The following is a 19,236-nucleotide window of genomic DNA, read 5'->3' as shown; positions in this document are numbered from 1 at the left end:
CTTGACTGGCTTGCTCCGTATTCTCCGCAATGATAGAGCCCATGCCTCATTCCTCTGATAATCGCTCCCGATCGCATGTGTCTACAGCATTCATCAGGAGCAATGATGTCTTTATTTCCTATTCCCGCAAAGATAAGGCCTTTGTGGAAACCTTAGAGGTGGCCTTTCGCCAGGCTAGCCGCGATCCCTGGATCGACTGGGACGACATCCGCAAGGGGGAAGACTGGTGGCAATCGATTCAGCGGGGCATCGAACAGGCCGATACTTTCGTCTTCATCCTCAGCCCTGATTCAGTGGCCTCTGAGGTCTGTCGTGACGAAGTGGAGTACGCCACCCAGTGTCATAAGCGGTTCTTGCCATTGGTGCGGCGGGAAGGCTTTGAGATGTCGCGGCTGCATCCCTCGATCTCTCGCCATAACTGGCTCTTTTTCCGCGAAACAGATGATTTCAAAGCCGCGTTTCAAGAGCTACTGACCGCCCTGGATACGGATTTGGACTATGTCCATGCCCATACGCGCCTGCTGGTGCGATCGCATGAGTGGCAGACCAAAGGATGCGATCGCAGCTATTTACTCAGGGGGACCGACCTGATCGAGGCCCAACAGTGGCTGACCCAGGGACTCAATAAAGAGCCTAGACCCACCGAGGGTCAGGTGTCCTACATCAACGCCAGCTTAGAGGCCAAGGCCGCCCGGCTGAAAGCCCGACAGCAGGCCAAGTGGGTGGTGGTCCTGACCACGGTATTAGCCAACCTGGCCTTTGTCAGTGGTGGGCTGTATTGGCTCTACACCTGCGTCACCGACATCGCTATGGACCAAGCCGAGGAGACCATGCGCGACACCCTGACGGGGGCCATCACTGGCATTGATGGTGATGAGTTTGCCGCCCTGGCAGCGCTAGAGCTACCCCCAGATCAAGACAATCCTAGTGATAATCCCCTGTATCAACGTCATCAGGCCTGGCTGCAAACTATCAATCGGATCGCCCCCTCGGCCTTACCGGTTACCTACATCCCGGGTGCCAATGCCGATGAGGTCTTGATCATTGGTGATATCGCCCGCGAGGGTGATGTACTGGGCAGTCTCGACCCGAGCTATGCCTACAACTTCCGCGAACTCAAGTCCCCGGATTGGCAGATGTTGGATGGTCTCCAGGAGATTAGCTTAAATTTCGATCCCTATGTCGATGAGACCGGCACCTGGATTGCCATCTATGGTCCGATCGAAAATGCGGCTGGCGAGATGGTCGGGGCCATGGAGCTGGAGTATAACGCCGCTTATGTCGAGGATATCCAAGGCTATATTCGCTCTGTTATCAGCAAAGCCTGCCTGATTGCCGCAATCTGGTTAGCGATTTCTAGCTGGCTGATTTTGCGAGCCACCCGGCCACCACAAGAACATTGAGTGAGTTATCGCCCCCAGGCGTTGTGCAAGTGTCATACCATTTGCCATGTGATTTCCTGCCCCGCCCCCAACGGTACCAGCCCAGATTCCATAAATGGAACTTGATCAGGGACCCGCCAAGTCGTTTGGGACAAGCTAATTCGCTCGGTGTTACGCGGCAGTTGATAGAAATCTGGGCCATAGAAGCTGGCGAACGCCTCCAGTTTATCTAGGGCTTTCACGCTTTCAAATGCTTCGGCATACAACTCAAGGGCGTGCAGCGCCGAAAAGCATCCCGCGCAGCCACAGGAACTTTCTTTGCTGGTGCGGGGATGGGGAGCGCTATCAGTACCTAGAAAAAACTTCGGATTCCCCGACGTTGCCGCTTGCAACAAAGCCTGACGATGCTCCTCCCGCTTCAAAATGGGCAGGCAATAAAAATGGGGGCGAAGGCCGCCTTGGAACAGGGCATTACGATTAAACAACAAATGGTGTGGCGTAATTGTTGCCGCGATGGTGTTGGCAGACAGGACATACTGCACCGCATCGGCGGTGGTGATATGCTCAAGCACCACCCGCAGGTTGGGAAATCGCTGCTTCAGGGGGATTAAATGTCGCTCGATAAACACCTTCTCGCGATCGAACGTATCAACATCGTTATCGGTCACTTCCCCGTGTAGTAATAACGGCATGTCCACCTGCTGCATCGCTGCAAAGATGCGATCGCATTTCCGAATATCCGTCACACCGGAGTCTGAGTTGGTCGTTGCACCGGCTGGGTAGTACTTGACCGCTTTGATAAACTGCGATTCTTTCGCCCGGAGAATATCGTCGGGGCTAGTGTTGTCGGTGAGGTAGAGCGTCATCAATGGCTCAAACCGTTGACCCTCTGGAATGGCGGCGAGGATGCGATCGCGATAGGCTGCCGCATCTGCCGCCGAGCGGATAGGGGGCTTCAAGTTCGGCATGATGATGGCGCGGGCAAACTGACGCACCGTGTAGGGCAGAACCGCTGTCAGTGCCGCACCGTCGCGGAGATGCAGATGCCAATCGTCAGGTCGGGTGAGGGTAAGCGTTTGCATCTTTTCATCATAAAACGGCAACAAGCGCCTCATGAGACTAGGGGCGATCATCGAGATCTGGTATGGGGCGATCGCCCTTCGTCTGGGTGCCGGCTCAGTTTTGCTCATCGCTCAACTTGCTGCTCCTGGGCAGTTCTCGCGCCGCGGCACAGGGCATCTAAAAGAGACGGCTAGCCTCAGACTGGCAGACAAACAACCCGCCCCCATGGCCAAAGTGCCGGTGTCTATCAAGGCCCTGGTCGACAAAGCCTGCTTTCCGGGCGACGGCATGGCAATGCCGTTCAGGGGGTGGGCGGCTCCCTGGGCAACAACATTCTCCTGGGGCTCCAGGCATCCCCCACCGCCCTGGAGACCGCCATCCATCAGGCCGTCTTTGAGCACGACCTAGCCGCCATGCCCCAAGGGCTCACCACCCCGATTGGTCCCAGAGGCGTGCGCCTCTCCGGCGGCCAACTTCAGCGGGCCGCCGCCGCCCACATGTTCGTGCGCCAACCCGAGTTGCTGGTATTTGACGACCTCTCCAGCGCCCTGGATGTGGAGACGGACCCACCATCCCACCACCCCACCACCCCATCACTCTCCTCATCGTTTCCCATCGTCCCGCTGTCTTGGAGAGGTGCGATCGCATCATTGTGCTCAACCACGGCAGGGTCGAAATGGAAGGCACCTTCGATGAATGGCAACAATTCTCGAAATAACAAGTCATGGGGCCGAAAAACCATGTACGTATAGCCCAATGGACTGAGAATCGTGATGCTTGCGGGTTCTGCCATTCCATGCTGCATCGAACAGCGTAGCGCTCTATTGCTGCGATAGACGGTATAGTGATGAGAACTGATCTCACTAAAAAATCATCATCCGAATCATATAGCCAATCGGCTTTGTATCCTTCCGACAATAGACGATTCCAAAATGCTCCATACCCTGGCTATTCAGGATAAGAAAATCATCATCATGGGTTACCAATACGCGTGACTGCGAGATTGCAAAATCCAGTTGAGCTATATCACTCCTTGATAAGAGGTTTGTCTCCTGCGAAGTCGTTACATCAATACCCATTCGTTTTAGTGCTAAGGCAATGTCTGGATCAACATTTTCATCCAAATGGAACCGAATTCGCTCAGGCATGCTCTCGGGCAGCCCTCAGCTTTTGGTCGAGCAAGGAAGGTTGCTTCTGCCGTTCAGCCTCGGCAAACGCTTCTGCTTCTGCCGTTCGCTGGTCGATCTCTTGTCGATTTTCAAAATAAAATGCCATTGCTGCATAGACGGCTGCCAAAGACAGTCTATACTTACCTGCAATCTCTTCTAAAGACTGTCCCATCCGCAAATACATAGTCGCAATGTCCGCCACAGTCATCCTGGTTCCTGCAATGCAAGGCTTACCGCTGCGAACGCCGTCTATAGCCTCGATGTACTTTTGTAAGTCATTTTCCATCTTGCTTTCTCGAATTCATTTGATCTAGCACTTGCCACATTGCGCTAATTTTATCTGCGATTGCCCTTTAATAAACCTCATCATGAGAGCCAATATCAATGAGTAAAATATCGTCTTCGCCTATCTCTGGACTTTCCACAAAGTTAGAGACAATATCGTTTGAAAGCGCGCTTGAATGATGAAGCAAAAAGAACCTGCCTCATGCCCTCAATTCGGCGATCGCATCTTCAACCGTACCTCGAAATACCTTGCCAGCCTCATCGTCTGCTTGAGCTTCAGCAATGTGCTCGGCAATTTCCTCCCGTCGTCGTTCCACTAATCGCCGCTGCACAAGCTCGACCAACACTTCTTGATCCTCAAGCGGTAGCATCTCAATGCTTTCTAAAACTTGATCGAGCTTAGAAACCTCTGCCATATCAACCTCAGTCAGCCTGTGTTTTCCTTCTACGCTAGCACGACCACTCATGACTTAACTTTCGTCTTTCAAGCTAGAGCAATCTTATCGGTCATTGAGTCATTATTCGTCTTCTAGAGCAATGTCAAACCCAAATTTATTTGTCTGCCAGTCTTGCAACGATGCCGCTCACAAACGCATGAAACCCTCCCAGGGCGCTCAACTGCTAGAGCAGCTCAACACTCTCCAATCCCAAGACTCACCCATCACCATTCAACCCGTCGATTGCCTGTGGATGTGCAGCAGAGCCTGTGTGGTTTCAGTCTCTGCCCCCAATCGGCCCACCTACCTGTTCACCGATCTGCCCCTCGCCGAAAGCGCCGAAGCCCTGCTCTGGTTTGGCAAACTTTATCACGACAGCGATGATGACGATGTCCCCTGGAAGCAGTTTCCTGAAGTGCTCCAAGCGAGTGGCATAGCCAAAATTTCCCCAGTTCCGCCATCAGGGGATGAGAGATAATGAGCAGAGTAGAACCCCAAAACCGGCCCATTGAACTTTAGAGGTCACTGAAATGGCTGTAATCGTCGAAATCAGCGAGACTGGCACCCTACAAATTCCCCAAGAGATTCTGCGTGCCATTCAGCCCAATACTCGTTTCCAACTTGAAGTAGGCGATGAAAATCGTTTAATCCTGTCTCCCGTTTCCTCGGAGCAGCCGTTTTGGGCAACCGCCACCCCCCAAGAACGGGCTGAACGATTAACACAATGGGTACAAAGCCATAAGGACGGCCCCAACTTACCCGATGAAGCTTTGAGACGAGAGTCAATGTATGACTAATGGCAGATTATCTTCTTGATACCAACGTGTTGCTGCGAATGAGTGACCGCACCTCACCGATGAACCTGATTGCTGGTAGAGCCGCTGCCACTCTGCTAGTTCAAAGTCATCAATTATTTGTCACCAGTCAAAACATTATTGAGTTTTGGGTTGTTGCAACTCGTCCAGTCGATGTCAACGGTCTGGGCTGGAGCGTTGAACAAACTCGTGCTGAAGTTGAGCAAATTCTCAACCAGTTTCCACAGCTTGAAGAAACACCGCAAATATTTTCTTACTGGTTAAATCTAGTGACGACCGATCAAATTCAAGGAAAACGCGTCCATGATGCTCGATTGGTTGCGGTTATGCAGGCTCATGCCATCACTCACTTATTAACATTTAATCCAGATGATTTTAGCAATAGCGATAATATTACAGTTGTTCATCCCCAATCTATTTTAGAAGCGACCCAAGATTAGCTTTCTAGGTTTCATAGAGATCGAGCAGAACGCCGTGAAACGAAAGGTTCAATCCCTATGCCATTCTTGGCCTCCTGGCAGTTCCACCAAGCGAGCAATGATGATAGCCGGTAGCTCTTTACCTGAATAGTGATAGGTCAACTCCAGCAATGACTGAGTAGCCGTAATCACTGATTTTCGTTCAACTTGTTGACTGAGCTGAATCGCGTTCAATCTGCCACCGAATACCTCTACGCTAGCAGGGGCAATTGCTGCTTCGACCGCTTCTTCTAACCATGGAAACCATTCATCAATATTGACGTAATAAGATGTCTTATTTGCCTTCAAATTCAACTTTTGAATTCTCAAAATTGAGTCAGAAATAGAAGCCGTCCAAGAATTGGTCAATCGCTGTTCAATTTGATTTTTAATTAGATGTACCATCAGCCGCATTAAAAATGACTCAATATTTCGCAAGATGGCTTGCTTACTCATCTCTTCTAGCTCATCCACGAGGTCTAAGGCGTCTTCATATCGCCCTTCCAAAATACTCAACCTCAAGTCGAGCAATTCTTGAGTCATTTCTGTCACCTCCGATCAGCAGACCGTGTTGTATGCGCCTTGGAGCAACCTGGCAGTAAATTTTTATGCGTACCTTCATCATAATCTGGTCAGGTCAACTGGCATCAACCATCGGCAGCTACATGACCGAGTTTGCCCTCACCCTTTGGGCTTGGGAGGTAACAGGTTCGGCAACGGCACTGGCCCTGGTCGGCTTTTTCTCTCAACTGCCCCACATTCCGATTACGCTGGTCGCCGGTCTCATTGTCGATCGCTTTAATCGCAAGCACTTGATGATGTTAGGCGACAGCATTGCAGCCCTCTCAACCATCGGCATCGGCATTCTTTTTCTGGCAGACAGTCTACAGATTTGGCATCTTTATTTGGCCGCAAGCATAAATGGCGGCTTCGGACAAATTCAAGGTTTAGCCTACCAAACCTCGATTTCTTCGATGGTGCCGCCACACCAGCTGACGCGGGCCAACAGCATGAACTCAGCGGTTCACTATGGCTCCGCTATTTTTGGACCGGCGCTGGCGAGTCCTGTACCCGCTGATTGGGCTGATGGGGATTCTGCTGATTGATCTGGCGACGTTTGGAATTGCGATGGCCCTTTAGGGCCGGTCTTTGACCATCGCAACCCTACTCTATGTCCGCATCCCCCAACCCACGCCCCAACCGACCCCTGAACTTGAGACCCGCTTGGCTAAACTCACCTTCGGCTTCCGAGCAGTCTGGCGGCAGCCCAGCTTGCGTTGGCGTAGCCGCTCCGAACGGAGCATCGCTCTTGCTAATTAGCGTACTATTTAAGTTCTTTCACGACCTGGGCGGAGCCATCTATGACCCCATGATCTTGGCCCGCACCAACGGCAGTGCTACGGTTCTAGCCAGTACCGCTTCAGCCGCAGGGATTGGCGGCGTCACTGGAGCGATTTTACTCAGTGCCTGGGGTGGCCCCAAGCGACGGGTCACGGGGATGCTGGCAGGCTTTATCGGGGCCGGGGTGAGCAAAACCGTATTTGGCCTGGGGCGATCGCCTGCAGTCTGGTTGCCCGCTCAGGTTTGCTCAAGCCTGAATTTTCCGCTGCTGGGCAGTTCTCGCGCCGCGGCACAGGGCATCTAAAAGAGACGGCTAGCCTCAGACTGGCAGACAAACAACCGGCCCTCATGGCCAAAGTGCCGGTGTCTATCAAGGCCCTGGTCGACAAAGCCTGCTTTCCGGGCGACGGCGTGGGCGGCAACATTATCTGGATGGCAATAGGCCCGCACCTCAACCTGGGTAGCCAATTGACTGGCCAAGGCGATCAGCGCTTCCGTGGCAAATCCGCGGCCCCACTCGGAGCGGTTGATGCTGTAATAGCACTCGACGATGCCGTCATCATAGGGGGAATATCCACAGGACCCGAGATAGCGATTTGAGTCTTTAGTTGCGATCGCATAGGCGTGAATCGGCGCTGGGGAATCATAAGCACTGCAGACGGACTCAAACAGCTCTCGAGCTCCTGGTTCGGTCTTTTGCCTGGCCTCGAACATCAGATACCGGGTTGACGCCTGATCCAACATGAATTCTAGGAAGGGCAGGCTATCGCTCGGTTCAAACCGGCGAATCCTCAATCGCTCGGTTTCGATGGGGAGATGTAGCACGGTAGGACTCCCTCCTAGGGCATAAGCTGCAATTCTATAGGCCAGATCATAGCCTTCCCCCTGGACCTCGATAGAACAGAGATCCCTGAGGGCTTGCTCAAGGGTATCGATACGCATATGGGCTGCGTGGACTCGCCGCGCCAGCCCCTGCGATAGGGTGGTCTTGCCGCTGCTCGGCAGACCGGCCAAGATATAAAGGATTGGTCTTGGCAATGGCATCAGCCTCTCCTATCCAGATAGGCACTCTCAGTAGGCCCCAGAGTTGCCTAGCATTCGCTTATCCCGTCTAATTTGACCCCGCCCACCCTTCTGCACCCCTATGAACTCTTCCCCGCAGCACCCTATTCCTGCCGATATGAGCCGTGAGCATCCCAATGTCACTCTAATTCAAACCTTCTATACCTGCTTCAACCAGCGGGACCACAAGGGCATGATGCGCTGCTATCACCCCGAGATTCATTTTTCCGATGCCCTATTTGATCTAAACGGTGATGCTGTTGCCGCCATGTGGTATATGTTCTGCCGCAATGCCATGGATTTGCAGGTCATCCTGACAGATGCTGCCGCCAATGAGCACGCCGGGATCGCTCACTGGGAGGCAACCTATCACTTTTCAGAAACAGGGCGCCAGGTTCACAATATCGTTGCGGCTCAATTCGACTTCAAAGCTGGAAAAATCATTCGCCATCATGACGATTGGGACTTTTGGCAGTGGTCAGATATGGCCCTAGGAGCAACCGGTCGTTTCTTGGGCTGGACACCTGTGGTTAAAAATGCAACCCGGAAAAAGGCAGGAAAAAAACTCGCAGATTTTATCGAGTCCCTATCTGCCCAAGAAACAGCTGAATACAGAATCCTCGGTGGTGAATAGTAATGGGAACTGGCTGCATTTCTGGATTCTGGCCAACAGAGTCATACGCTCTAAAACGCTTACCCTGTAGGGCTTTCAGCCGAGTTTTCAAATGTCCTCTGACGGCGACATCTAGTTTCACGGAATCGGCTTTCTCTTGAACAGCCATGATGGTTTATATTGCCGCTAATATCCCCTTTTATGAGGTGCCAATTATCATGTCATATTTAGAACAGTACGATAATATTCCTATGGATCGCCTGGCTGAAAAGTTACAGCTGGTAAACCAGTGGATTCGGACGGAATGGCGACCATTCTTCCAAGAACTTCGTGAAAATCGACCAATTTTTGTGACTCCAAAATTCACTCTAGTCACATTGTTTTCTGACGTCCAAGAAGTCCTGTCTCGGGAAAATGTCTTCACCGTCAAACTCTATGCCTCCAAGATGGATGCAGCGGTGGAGGGGCCTTTCATGCTGGCCAGAGATAACACGGAAATCAACTGGCGAGAAAAGTCCATCATGAAAACCATGTTGCAGCCAGAGGACTTGCCTGCCGTGCGAAAAATGGCCGGTGACATTGCAAAAACCTCCCTAGACAACCATGCCCAGGCTGGTGAGATTGAAGTGGTTAGCCAGTTAGGGCGCTATGTCCCTGTCCGCGTCTGTGGAGACTACTTTGGCTTTCCGGGGCCAGATTTAGAGAGTATGTATCGTTGGTCCCGAGCTACCCAGACAAACTTCTTTAAAAACCTACCCAATGATCCTCAAATCCATGAGGCAGCAGTGCAAGCGGGTCGAGAAATGACGACCTACCTGACCCAGTTGTTGGCAGAGAAACAAGCTCAGGTCACCCAGACCTCGCCCCAAAATTTGTCCTTTGGAGACTTGCTGAGGGCCCTACTGGATAAGCTGTTCTCAGGTAATAGATCTGCTTCATCGAGTACGCCACCTGAGCCTAATGCCATGGATGACGTGTTTACGCGATTGGTCAAAACGCAGTTTGCCGACGATATCTTATTTGACGATAAGAGAATCGTGACAAACATGGCTGGGCTGTTGATCGGTGCGGTAGAGACTACATCCCAGGCGATTGTGCAAGCATTAGAGCAAATTCTCTTGACCCCCACTATCTTGCAGGAGGCACTGCAGGCTGCCCAGGCCAACGATGATGAGACGTTCGATCGCTATGTGTGGGAAGCGCTCCGCTTCAATCCCATCAACCCTCTGGTGTTTCGCCTCTGTGAGCAAGATTACGTCCTAGCAGCCGGCACGCCCAGAGAGACGCCCATTCCTGCCAATAGTTTGGTGTTTGCCTGTACGGCTTCGGCTGGGTTTGATGCCCATGAGCTGCCCCAGCCTGAGACCTTTTCCATCGATCGGCTTCCTTACCACTACATGCACTTTGGCTATGGTCACCATACTTGCTTAGGCAAGTATGTCGGCATGATGCAAATCCCCGAGACGATCAAGCAGGTATTATTGCGGCCGGGTGTACGCTTGTTGCCAGGAGACGCTGGGAAGATTGACTTTCAGGGCACGCCTTTCCCAGAACGGTTTGTCATCGCCTATGACCGTTGATGTCGGACAGCTATAGGAAGCTACCTGAGAGGATATTTGGAAAGTACCCTGCAACCTTGCTCCAGACTGGATTCTGGCTAACAGAGCCATACGCTCTAAAACGCTTACCCTGCAGGACTTTCAGTCGAGTTTTCAAATGTCCTCTGAGGGCGTCAGTGTCCGGAATGATAGATCGAGGATCCTGCTATGGGCCGCCTCGGGCTGAAGTCATCACCCTCTCTGCGGTTCGGGGGCTGGACTTCTGGTTAGAACGTGTAGACACTTGTAGGCACTGATTGAGGGAGGCTGAATGCAATGGCGCCAAGACGGGACACATCTAGGGATGGCTTCGGCAACAAACTGCAGACATTTCTCTTAACAAACTTTAGGGTCCTGTGGGCGTTGATTCAGCAGATTCGCTTTCTCAACCGCAAGGTGAATAAGGTTTTGATCAACAGTGCCATCTATAAAGCGCCGACTCGGCCCTATGCCTTTAGCTTGATGACCCTGGATCCGTTCGTCCCAGATACAGCGGATGAGCAGTTTCAATCCTTGCCGGGGTACGTGCCAGACCAAGGACTGCCTAAAAAGACGGATACCTATACCTCTTGGGACTCCCTCATCGATCGCAGCTACACCGGACGCCACCTGCCCCCCGATCCAGAGTTCAACCGGGACGGGAATCTGCCTGAGCTGGAAGATCTGGCGGTCTTGTTTAAGAAGCGGCGAGATGCCGAGGGCAATGCCATCACCATTCCCTCAGAAAAGTCAACCCTGCTGTTTCCCTACTGGGTGCAGTGGTTTACGGATGGATTCCTGCGCAAGGACCGCGATGACTGGTTGAAGAATACCTCCAACCACCACATCGATCTCTGTCAGGTCTATGGGCTGACTCGAGAAGCAACCCACAAACTCAGAGCCTTCCAGGGCGGGAAACTCAAAAGCCAGCGGCTCAATGGCGAAGAATATCCCCTGTTTTACTACGAAGATCCGAAGCAGGGCAGCGTCAAACCAGAATTTAAGGGCCTGTATGAGCCCCTTAACGATGAGAAGAGACTCGACTGGCCGCTGAAGGCCAAGTTATTTGCCATGGGCGTCGAGCGGGCCAATATCCAGATTGGTTATGTCATGCTCAATGTGCTCTGTTTACGGGAACACAATCGCCTGTGTGAGGTGCTGGCGCAGCACTATCCCGCTTGGGATGACGAACGGCTCTTCCAAACGGCCAGAAATATTCTCATGGTCGAGATCATGAAAATTGTGGTGGAGGAATACATCAATCACATCACGCCCTACCACTTCAACTTCTTTGTCGATCCCCCCGCCTTTTCCCACGAAAAGTGGTATCGCACCAACTGGATGACGATGGAATTTAGTCTGGTCTATCGCTGGCACAGTGCCTTACCCGATAGCTTTCTCTATGACAACAAGCAGGTGGCAATGGAATCGAGCCTGTGGAACAATCAACTGCTGATAGATCGGGGCTTAGGAGCATTATTTGAGGAGGCGTCGTCTCAACCCTCTAGTCGCATTGGCCTGTTCAATACCGATGACTTTCTGGTGGCGCCTACGGAACTAGCTAGCATCCGCTTGGGGCGAGCGGCCCAGATGGCTAGCTATAACGACTATCGGGAGATGTGCGGCTATCCCAGGGTAACCCGCTTCAACCAGATCACTGGCGATGCCACCACCCAGATGCTGTTGCAAGAGTTATATGGTGAGGTCGACAAGGTCGAGTTTTACGTGGGGCTCTATGCCGAAGATGTACGGGACAATTCGGCCCTGTCTCCCCTGATTGGTCGCCTGGTGGGCATTGATGCCTTCTCTCAGGCCTTGACCAATCCCTTGCTGGCAGAGAACGTGTTTAATGAACAGACCTTATCCCCGGTGGGCTGGGAGATCATCCAGACCACCAGCACCCTATCGGACCTGGTCAATCGCAATACCCCTCACAGCGGCAAGCCCCACAAGGTCAGCTTCTATCGCTAACCTTATGGATTGCCTAACGTGCATAAGCGCTCCCTGAAACTCCTGAGTCTTCCCTAGGTATCCTAGGAGCACAGCCTGTCGGATATCAGTTCCTACCGATGCTAAAGTCATGCCGTTGCCATAAGCAAGGGCCCTTGGTCGGGGCCATGACGGCGGCAATTGTGTTGATGCTGACGGGCTGTGAGGCGACTCCGCAGGCAGAGCTCTCCTCCGAAACTGCGCCACCCACTACTGCTGCACCGCCACCGCCACCCCAGGGGGCGTTTCTGGCCCAGCTCTCTCCTGCCGTCAAGCAGCAACTGGATAGCTTGGGGGTACCCATTGCCGTGCCCACTAGCCTACCGGCAGAGATGTCTTTGGTGGCGGTGGAGAGTCGGCCGGCACCGCCCTACTATTTACTGATCTATCGGGATAACCGTGATCGCTGCTTTGCCATCGAATTTGCCCCCGCGGGCAACAATCCCGCGGGGGCTAGCCAAACGCTGCCGTTACAGCCGCCCCAGTTTGCCAACGGAGAGTATCAACTGCATTACAGCCAGGCTCCGGCAGCATCTCAACTGAGGAGTGATTGGTTAAGGGGAGAAGCAGGGCTCTATCGCTTGGTGGGAGCTGCCTATATCAACGAGCGCCTGCAGGGACAGGCCGCCTGCCAAGACATCACCCCTGACGAGGCGGTGCAGATCATTAACTCCATGGTCTATCTGAATGGCGGCGAGGATCCCCTCAGCATCGACGGCAGCTAGCGGCGGGTTAGCCGAAATAGGGCGGTTCGTTACCGGGTTTCCACTTGATGTTGCAGCCGACGCTGGGCTTTTGCACCGCTGGCACCGTCTCCCCCTTGAGGGTGGTCTCCAGAGCGGCCCGTAGATCTTTACCAGTAACCGGGACGCCATTGCTGGGGCGGCTATCGTCGAGCTGACCGCGATACACCAGGCGGCGATTGCCATCGAAGAGGAAGAAATCTGGGGTGCAGGCGGCGGTGTAGGCTTTGGCCACGGCCTGGCTTTCGTCGTAGCAGAAGGGGAAGGTAAAGCCTAGGCTCTCGGCCATGGCCTTGAGATAGTCTGGCGCGTCTTGGGGATGAGTGTCGACATTGTTGGCACTAATGGCGACGATGCCCACCCGATCGCCATAGTCATGGCCGAAACGGGCCAGCTCTTGCTTGACGTGCTGGACGAAGGGACAGTGCTGGCAGATGAACATCACCAATAGGGCCGCTTTGTCCTTGGCAACGTCGTCTAGGGTGATGGTCTGCCCCGATACCACATCGGGTAAGGCAAAGGCTGGGGCTGGGGTACCCAACTCCAGCATGGTGGACTCAACCATGGCCATGGCATGTTCTCCTAATTCATCAGGTCATTCATCAGGTCATTCATCAGGTCATTCGTCAAGGGGGAATATGGATGCCTCTTTCAGAGTACAGAACTATAGCGGGTCCCTGACGGACAGGATGTGAGTATCATTAACAAATATAAAAAAATCCCGTTTCCCCGGCAAAATTGGCTAAAAAGACCTGGCAGCGGGACGCAAGTGCGGCGGTTGGACGTATCCTGTAGGCGAGATCACAGGGAATTGACTATCCCGGGAGTACCATCATGACCCATGCGGCACGGCACAGTAGTCTCTGGCTGCTTACCTGGCTTCTCGGGGGCGGCGGTTTGCCCTTAGGGCTTGCGATCGCAACGGCGGCCCCCCTGATTGTGGTATTGCCGGGGCAGGCAGCCGCATCGGTGACCTGGAGCTTCGATCCCAGCAGTCGCCAATTACGGCTCACCCTGCCCAGTGGGATTACACCCCGCTATTCCCTGTTGGCGGAACCGGCACGGCTGGTGCTCGATATCCCTCAGACTGAGCTGAGCCAACCTGGGGTGCAGCAATACGATGACGGCCCCATTCGTTCCGTGCGGGCGGCTCAGTTTGACGACAACTCCAGCCGCATCGTCATTGAGTTTGCCCCCGGCACCGTCCTCGATCCCCGCCATGCCCAACTCACCTCGGTGCCTCGCGGGGAGCAGACCCGTTGGACCCTGACCCCATTACTGGCAGACTCGAGCGCCATTGCCCGTCAGCCGTCTTCGCAGCCAGCCATTCCCTCGCCGACACCTGCAGATACTGCCCCTAGTGATTCCCTAGAGCCGACCCCAGCACCGGAAGCGGCCCCAGAGCCAGAGCCGGCCCCAGCTACTGCAGACCCCGTTGGTGAGACCCCGACGGCACCAGCAGAGACGCTATCTTCTGACCCCGGGGATGGATCCTCTGCGGCGGAGACCTCAGCCCCCAACAGCTCCCGTCCAGGTGTCGATGATGTCAGCACCTCGGCGGCCAGTTTACGGTTGCCCACCGAGAGCCGCTCTGAGGCCAACAGCGATAGCCTACCTGTCGACCCCTTCAGCCTAGATGGGGGAGCTACAGCCCCAGTCCGCGTGCCATCAATCGATGAGTCTGCGGCAGCGCCAACCCAAGTCAGGGTGCCTCCCCTGGAGTCCCGTGAGCCAGTCGAGCAGACGGCGCCAGCCGAGACACCCGTCACAACCAGTGATGCATCCATCGAGGTGCCAGAGCCCACACCAGGGGCCACAGAAGCCGCTGTCCCTGAGCCTACGCCCCGGCCAACCCCGGCGGCAGAGTCGACCGCGGCTTCTGCTCCCCCCGAGGACGATGCGACGGTGACCGCCCCGCCGTTTATTGAGGCCCCCACAGCGACAGCCACGCCTGCCGTGGGCACACCGCCGCCGCCCTCATCGCCGCCGGCAGCGACGACCGCCGCCACGCCCGTGCCCTTCGGCCAACCGCTTCCAGCAACAACTGCCGAGGCCCCAGCCATTGCCCAGGCGACTGCTGTTCCCGAGGATGTGGCGATTCCAGCGGGGACGGTTTTGACCCTGCGCTATCCGGCCAGCCAGCGCCTGGAACTCAACCAGAGCGATCCGTGGTACGACGTCTTGTTATTAGACAGTGACCTGCGGGATCCTCACACAGGGGCGGTATTGGCCCCGACTGGCAGTCAGGTGATTGGTCGCTTCGAACCCCACGGTGGCAGCTATCGTTTCGTTACCCAGACCTTGGCCATCGGTACCCGTAACCTGCCGTTGTCGGCGGTCTCTGGCCTGTTAGTGGGCAGTCCCCAGATCTCCGGTAGCAATGTGGCGGTCAATTCCGGCATTGGCGCCCTAGCCACGACTGTACTGTCTGGCTTCGGCGGCCTGGGACTCATCGGCGGGGCAGTCCTGGGGGCGGCTACCACCGTGGCTGCGTCGCCCCAGGCCATTACCATTGAGCCCAATCAGGTCATTCAAGTGCAGGTGCTGGAAGATGTGCCCCGGTTTTAAGGGGCAGTTAAGGGGCATCTATGTCTAGGGCTCGGGAGCCGCCACGCTCGATTCTCAGCAGTACTTTCATCAGCTGAGACCAGACTAACCAGGCAATGAAAAATGTCATGGGAGTCGCAAAGGAAAAGGCCGTCCGGTTGGAAAAGCCAAAGATTTGCACCCCTGCTGCCAAGAAAACACAGACCCCAGTGCAAACGCCGAAGAAGGGGAGCTTTAGTTTGGGACCGCGCAGCCCGGCCAAGACCCGGGTAGAGCGATTTTTAGACCAGGCTTCGAGGGACTGTTGCAGCACCGCACTGAAGGCAGATCCCGATGCGATCGCACTCAATAGACCGGCAATCAAGAGCACGTAAGGAGGCTGGAGATACACAAGGACGACCTAACTGTGAACAACCATTAACTGACCCATTATAGGGGTCAGCGGGGCCGGGGGACTTGAAACGCCCCGGCCAAACTAGCCACCTGGGCCGGCACCAGTGCCGCCGCCTGTTCCTTAGAGAAATCCGCCAGGGCATCCCAGGCAGCATCCCAAAGCCGCTCAGGGGTGAGGTCATCCTTAATCAAGCGCCAGAGGTTCTGCACTTCTTCTGTGTGGAGCCGGTCGTCTTCCACCAACGCCAGCAGCAATTGCCGCCGCAGATATTGGCCCTCCTCCGACATCAGGTAGCGCAGCCCCAAACCAGCCGTCGGCAAGATATCGAAGTTGCTGTCGTTGCGGGCAATCAGAATCATGTTTTCCAAACGCTGCCACTGGAAGCGACCATCCTTAAACAGCACTTCCAGCAATCGTCGCCGCAGGGAAGGCGTTTCCCCCGTCAGTAGGCGACGAGCCACATAAGGATAGGCCACATCGACGATCTTGAACTCGGGATTGAGGCTCAGGGCCAGCCCCTCCTGGGTGACCAGCGAGCGAATGATCAGGGCAAAGCTGGCCGGCACCCGAAAGGGATATTCATACATCAACTCCGAGAACCGATCGGTAATGGTCTTGAAGTTGAACTCTCGCACCTGGGAGCCCAAGGCCTCTCCCAACACCGCCTCTAGGGCCGGAATAATGGGGTGAATGTCGATGTCGGGGGTGAGAAAGCCCAGCTTGACGAAATCCTCAGCCAAGTGGTGATAGTCCTGATTGATCAGATGCACCACCGAATCCACCAGGGTTTCTTTGGTCTCCTGCCGCAGCTGGTCCATCATGCCGAAGTCGATGTAGGCCATGCGGCCGTCGGGCATGGCAAACAGGTTGCCAGGATGGGGATCGGCATGGAAAAAGCCATACTCTAACAGTTGCTGTAACCCGGCTGTCACCCCGATCTCGATCAACTGATCGGCATCGAGATTGGCCTGCCGCAGCCGGTCTAGATCCGTCAGCTTAAACCCATTGATCCACTCCAGGGTCAACACCCGACTACTGCTGAAACGCCAGTAGATGGCTGGGACCTTAACCCGCTCATCGTCGTGAAAATTGGCGGCAAACTTCTCGGCATTGCGGCCTTCGTGCAGATAATCGATCTCTTCGAAGAGTTTGCCGCCGAACTCGTCCACGATCATGATCAGATCGTGCCCCAGGTTGAGGGGCAATAGTTTTGGCAGCCATCCGGCCGCCCAGCGCATCAACACCAAGTCGCGGCAAATCACCGGCAGCAGATGGGGACGCTGTACCTTGACGGCGACCTCCTCGCCGCTATACAGACGGGCTCGATAGACCTGGCCCAGGCTAGCAGCAGCGATGGGTTGCTCAGAAAAATAGCTGTAGATTTCGCCGGGGCTATGCTCCAGCTCTTTCTCGAGAATGGCGTGGGCAACGGCATTGGCAAAGGGCGGCAGCTGATCTTGTAGCTTGGTCAGCTCTTCTAAGAAGTCGCGGCGCACCAGATCGGGCCGGGTAGAGAGGGCTTGTCCCACCTTAATGAAGGTAGGCCCCAATCGGGTCAACAGCTGACGTAGTTGGGCGGCGCGTCGAAACTTGGTTTGCTCTTCGCGACCGAAGCGACGGTCTAGCCACAACAGTAGGGCGAAGGTGCCTAGAAACCAGAGTACCTGTATTGCTCGCCAAATCAGTTCCCAAGGACGACGACTGTAGTAACGGGCGAAGATCTCGGGATCATAACGCCGCATCTGGGTCGGTCGGGGATTGCTCACAGGACTCTTGCCTTCCACGCCAGGGGTCAGTTGTCTTGTTCTGGACTCGAATGAGTACCTGCCGGCCGGGGTGGGGCTGCGCAGCAATGTTGTCGATGCTGCCGGTGAGTCTGTCCCCGTCTGCTGACGTGTTTGCTGCCTAGAGCTACCCGGCGATGCACTCATCATGACGCTACGGTAGAGACTCAGCTGACGTCAAAATACAGGTACCGTAACCATAGTATAGAAAACTACAAACACTAACGCCCAATTGTAAAGCTATGCAACAATTCGTCGTCAATTGATGTCATAGAAGTGACTCAATTGCTATCGCTGCAGCAAGGCATCCTTAAGGCTATAGACTACTCGCGCCTGTTGCTCTGGCAGCAATTCTGGAAACATCGGCAGGGATAACACCTGGCGGGCGGTCTGCTCTGCCACGGGGAAGCTGCCGGGGCCATAGCCCAGGGCCGCATAGACCTGTTGTTGGTGCAGGGGCAGCGGGTAATAGATCATGGTGTTGACGCCGTGCTGTTGCAGCTGCTGCCGCACCCGTTGCCGCAGGTCATCGTCGCTGGCAGCCGCGCTCAGGCGTATTGTGTATTGATTCCAGACACTCTGGCCAGCCTGGGGCGCCGTTGGTGGGATCACCTGGTCAATGGGGGCCAGCAGACGCTGATATTCATCGGCAATGGCGGCTCGGCGGGCATTCCAGCGGTCTAGATGCTGGAGCTTAATGCGTAGGATAGCCGCCTGCAGGGCATCGAGGCGGCTGTTGATGCCGATGGCTTCGTGATAGTACCGTTCTCGACTGCCGTGTTCCCGCAGCATGCGAGCGGTGGCGGCAATGGCGGGATCGGCGGTGGTGAGGGCACCGCCATCGCCACAGGCCCCTAGATTTTTGCTGGGGAAGAAGCTAAAACAGCCGACATGGCCCAGGCTGCCGACTTTTTGTCCCTGCCATTGGGCGCCGGTGGCTTGGGCACAGTCTTCGATCACGTAGAGCCGATGGGCGGTTGCGATCGCATTGATGCGGCTCATATCCGCCGGTCGCCCGAACAGATGCACCGGCATGATGGCTCGGCTGCGGGGGCTGATGACGGCCTCAATCAACTCGGGATCGAGGTTGAAGCTATCGGGCTCGATATCGACGAAGACCGGGGTGGCCCCCACGGCGCTGATGGTTTCGGCGGTGGCGATGAAGGTGAAGGGCGATGTAATCACCTCATCACCGGGGCCGATGTCGAGGACCCGCAGGGCCAGGTAGAGGGCATCGGTGCCGGAATTGCACACCACGCACTCTGGGGTGCCAATGTACTGAGCAAAGTCCTCGGCGAAGGCATCGACCACCGGGCCGTTGATATAGCGTCCTGACTGTAATACCTCCAGTACAGCAGCATTGAGCTCGGCAGCAATGGCGGCATACTGCTCTGTGAGGTCTAAGGGGGGAATGGACTGCACTCGCTCACACCTGAAATGGGTGACTGGATAGGGACTCGGGGGCTAGATACTGTGGGGTCCACTGCGCTTCGGTCCAACCGGGACGCTTGCCCTCGGCAGGCTTGAGATTGCCAGTGGGACTTGGTCTATCTTCGCCTATGTGCTCCTAATGATGAA

General features: G+C 55.0%; 22 protein-coding genes and 2 pseudogenes. 13 read left to right on the top strand and 11 right to left on the bottom strand.

The window, feature by feature from the left end; genetic code table 11:
* The first annotated feature begins 41 nt into the window (after positions 1–41).
* Entirely contained in the window at positions 42–1,403 is a 1,362-nt protein-coding gene (locus tag XM38_RS17200) for a toll/interleukin-1 receptor domain-containing protein (protein ID WP_187329446.1), read from the top strand.
* A 32-nt stretch (positions 1,404–1,435) separates the two neighbouring features.
* Here XM38_RS17200 and pyrC read toward each other — a convergent pair whose 3' ends face one another.
* Entirely contained in the window at positions 1,436–2,464 is a 1,029-nt protein-coding gene (pyrC, locus tag XM38_RS17195) for a dihydroorotase (protein ID WP_080811034.1), read from the bottom strand.
* Between the two features lie 297 nt (positions 2,465–2,761).
* Here pyrC and XM38_RS17190 point away from each other — a divergent pair.
* Positions 2,762–3,162: pseudogene (locus XM38_RS17190) on the top strand (ABC transporter ATP-binding protein); the annotation flags it as partial.
* A 145-nt stretch (positions 3,163–3,307) separates the two neighbouring features.
* Here XM38_RS17190 and XM38_RS17185 read toward each other — a convergent pair.
* The 3 genes from XM38_RS17185 to XM38_RS17175 form a co-directional block, all read right to left on the bottom strand.
* Complete coding sequence (locus tag XM38_RS17185) at positions 3,308–3,592, bottom strand: DUF5615 family PIN-like protein (RefSeq protein ID WP_080810979.1); 285 nt, start codon at positions 3,590–3,592, stop codon at positions 3,308–3,310.
* Positions 3,585–3,899, bottom strand: a complete 315-nt coding sequence (locus XM38_RS17180) for a DUF433 domain-containing protein (protein WP_080810978.1) — start codon at positions 3,897–3,899, stop codon at positions 3,585–3,587. The genes XM38_RS17185 and XM38_RS17180 overlap by 8 nt, the downstream gene beginning before the upstream one ends.
* Before the next feature lie 199 nt (positions 3,900–4,098).
* Positions 4,099–4,314, bottom strand: a complete 216-nt coding sequence (locus tag XM38_RS17175) for a hypothetical protein (RefSeq protein ID WP_080810976.1) — start codon at positions 4,312–4,314, stop codon at positions 4,099–4,101.
* 121 nt (positions 4,315–4,435) lie between these two features.
* Between XM38_RS17175 and XM38_RS17170 the strand changes: the two genes are divergently transcribed.
* Genes XM38_RS17170 through XM38_RS17160 form a run of 3 tightly spaced genes read left to right on the top strand, consistent with a single transcriptional unit; the run spans position 4,436 to position 5,590 of the window.
* Complete coding sequence (locus XM38_RS17170) at positions 4,436–4,813, top strand: DUF1636 family protein (protein ID WP_088430510.1); 378 nt, start codon at positions 4,436–4,438, stop codon at positions 4,811–4,813.
* Between the two features lie 52 nt (positions 4,814–4,865).
* Positions 4,866–5,132 carry a hypothetical protein gene (locus XM38_RS17165; protein WP_080810973.1) on the top strand — a complete coding sequence of 89 codons (267 nt, stop codon included), beginning with the start codon at positions 4,866–4,868 and terminating at the stop codon, positions 5,130–5,132.
* Positions 5,132–5,590 (top strand): type II toxin-antitoxin system VapC family toxin, encoded by a 459-nt coding sequence (locus XM38_RS17160; RefSeq protein ID WP_080810971.1) that lies wholly within the window; start codon positions 5,132–5,134, stop codon positions 5,588–5,590. Before XM38_RS17165 ends, XM38_RS17160 begins: the two co-directional genes overlap by 1 nt.
* Positions 5,591–5,638: 48 nt before the next feature.
* On the opposite strand, the gene XM38_RS17155 is transcribed toward XM38_RS17160, so the two are convergent.
* Positions 5,639–6,151: a DUF29 family protein gene (locus XM38_RS17155; protein WP_080810970.1), complete on the bottom strand. Its 513-nt coding sequence runs from the start codon at positions 6,149–6,151 to the stop codon at positions 5,639–5,641.
* 65 nt (positions 6,152–6,216) lie between these two features.
* On the opposite strand from XM38_RS17155, the gene XM38_RS27145 reads away from it, so the two are divergent.
* Genes XM38_RS27145 through XM38_RS27135 form a run of 3 tightly spaced genes read left to right on the top strand, consistent with a single transcriptional unit; the run spans position 6,217 to position 7,253 of the window.
* On the top strand, positions 6,217–6,714 hold the full coding sequence (locus tag XM38_RS27145) for an MFS transporter (RefSeq protein WP_225889342.1): 498 nt from the start codon (positions 6,217–6,219) through the stop codon (positions 6,712–6,714).
* A gap of 43 nt (positions 6,715–6,757) precedes the next feature.
* Positions 6,758–6,928 (top strand): hypothetical protein, encoded by a 171-nt coding sequence (locus XM38_RS27140; protein ID WP_225889341.1) that lies wholly within the window; start codon positions 6,758–6,760, stop codon positions 6,926–6,928.
* Positions 6,918–7,253, top strand: a complete 336-nt coding sequence (locus XM38_RS27135; protein ID WP_225889340.1) for a hypothetical protein — start codon at positions 6,918–6,920, stop codon at positions 7,251–7,253. The genes XM38_RS27140 and XM38_RS27135 overlap by 11 nt, the downstream gene beginning before the upstream one ends.
* Here XM38_RS27135 and XM38_RS17145 read toward each other — a convergent pair.
* On the bottom strand, positions 7,250–7,774 hold the full coding sequence (locus tag XM38_RS17145) for a GNAT family N-acetyltransferase (RefSeq protein ID WP_080811033.1): 525 nt from the start codon (positions 7,772–7,774) through the stop codon (positions 7,250–7,252). The genes XM38_RS27135 and XM38_RS17145 overlap by 4 nt on opposite strands.
* Before the next feature lie 24 nt (positions 7,775–7,798).
* A pseudogene (locus tag XM38_RS29090) lies at positions 7,799–7,993 on the bottom strand (AAA family ATPase); the annotation flags it as partial.
* 100 nt (positions 7,994–8,093) lie between these two features.
* On the opposite strand from XM38_RS29090, the gene XM38_RS17140 reads away from it, so the two are divergent.
* The 4 genes from XM38_RS17140 to XM38_RS17125 all read left to right on the top strand — a co-directional run bounded on the left by XM38_RS17140 (position 8,094) and on the right by XM38_RS17125 (position 12,915).
* Entirely contained in the window at positions 8,094–8,645 is a 552-nt protein-coding gene (locus XM38_RS17140) for a nuclear transport factor 2 family protein (RefSeq protein WP_202978909.1), read from the top strand.
* A gap of 146 nt (positions 8,646–8,791) precedes the next feature.
* Positions 8,792–10,204, top strand: a complete 1,413-nt coding sequence (locus XM38_RS17135; protein ID WP_088430508.1) for a cytochrome P450 — start codon at positions 8,792–8,794, stop codon at positions 10,202–10,204.
* A 294-nt stretch (positions 10,205–10,498) separates the two neighbouring features.
* Positions 10,499–12,172, top strand: coding sequence for a peroxidase family protein (locus XM38_RS17130; protein WP_088430506.1), 1,674 nt, complete (start codon positions 10,499–10,501; stop codon positions 12,170–12,172).
* Between the two features lie 146 nt (positions 12,173–12,318).
* Positions 12,319–12,915 carry a hypothetical protein gene (locus XM38_RS17125; RefSeq protein WP_080810965.1) on the top strand — a complete coding sequence of 199 codons (597 nt, stop codon included), beginning with the start codon at positions 12,319–12,321 and terminating at the stop codon, positions 12,913–12,915.
* Between the two features lie 7 nt (positions 12,916–12,922).
* On the opposite strand, the gene XM38_RS17120 is transcribed toward XM38_RS17125, so the two are convergent.
* Positions 12,923–13,504, bottom strand: a complete 582-nt coding sequence (locus tag XM38_RS17120; protein WP_088430504.1) for a thioredoxin family protein — start codon at positions 13,502–13,504, stop codon at positions 12,923–12,925.
* Between the two features lie 263 nt (positions 13,505–13,767).
* Between XM38_RS17120 and XM38_RS17115 the strand changes: the two genes are divergently transcribed.
* The gene (locus XM38_RS17115) at positions 13,768–15,501 is read left to right on the top strand and encodes an AMIN domain-containing protein (RefSeq protein WP_080810962.1); all 1,734 of its coding nucleotides are present in this window, start codon (positions 13,768–13,770) and stop codon (positions 15,499–15,501) included.
* A gap of 7 nt (positions 15,502–15,508) precedes the next feature.
* Here the strand turns inward: XM38_RS17115 and XM38_RS17110 are convergent, their stop codons facing one another.
* The 3 genes from XM38_RS17110 to XM38_RS17100 all read right to left on the bottom strand — a co-directional run bounded on the left by XM38_RS17110 (position 15,509) and on the right by XM38_RS17100 (position 19,080).
* Complete coding sequence (locus XM38_RS17110) at positions 15,509–15,871, bottom strand: hypothetical protein (protein WP_187329445.1); 363 nt, start codon at positions 15,869–15,871, stop codon at positions 15,509–15,511.
* A gap of 47 nt (positions 15,872–15,918) precedes the next feature.
* Positions 15,919–17,640, bottom strand: a complete 1,722-nt coding sequence (locus XM38_RS17105) for an ABC1 kinase family protein (RefSeq protein ID WP_080810960.1) — start codon at positions 17,638–17,640, stop codon at positions 15,919–15,921.
* 306 nt (positions 17,641–17,946) lie between these two features.
* The gene (locus XM38_RS17100; protein ID WP_080810959.1) at positions 17,947–19,080 is read right to left on the bottom strand and encodes a DegT/DnrJ/EryC1/StrS family aminotransferase; all 1,134 of its coding nucleotides are present in this window, start codon (positions 19,078–19,080) and stop codon (positions 17,947–17,949) included.
* Positions 19,081–19,236: the final 156 nt, after the last annotated feature.

It is taken from the genome of Halomicronema hongdechloris C2206, from assembly GCF_002075285.3.
Classification (GTDB): Bacteria; Cyanobacteriota; Cyanobacteriia; order Phormidesmidales; family Phormidesmidaceae; genus Halomicronema_B; species Halomicronema_B hongdechloris.
Note: the sequence above shows the minus strand (reverse complement) of the source record. Positions and strands in the feature narration are given on the sequence as shown.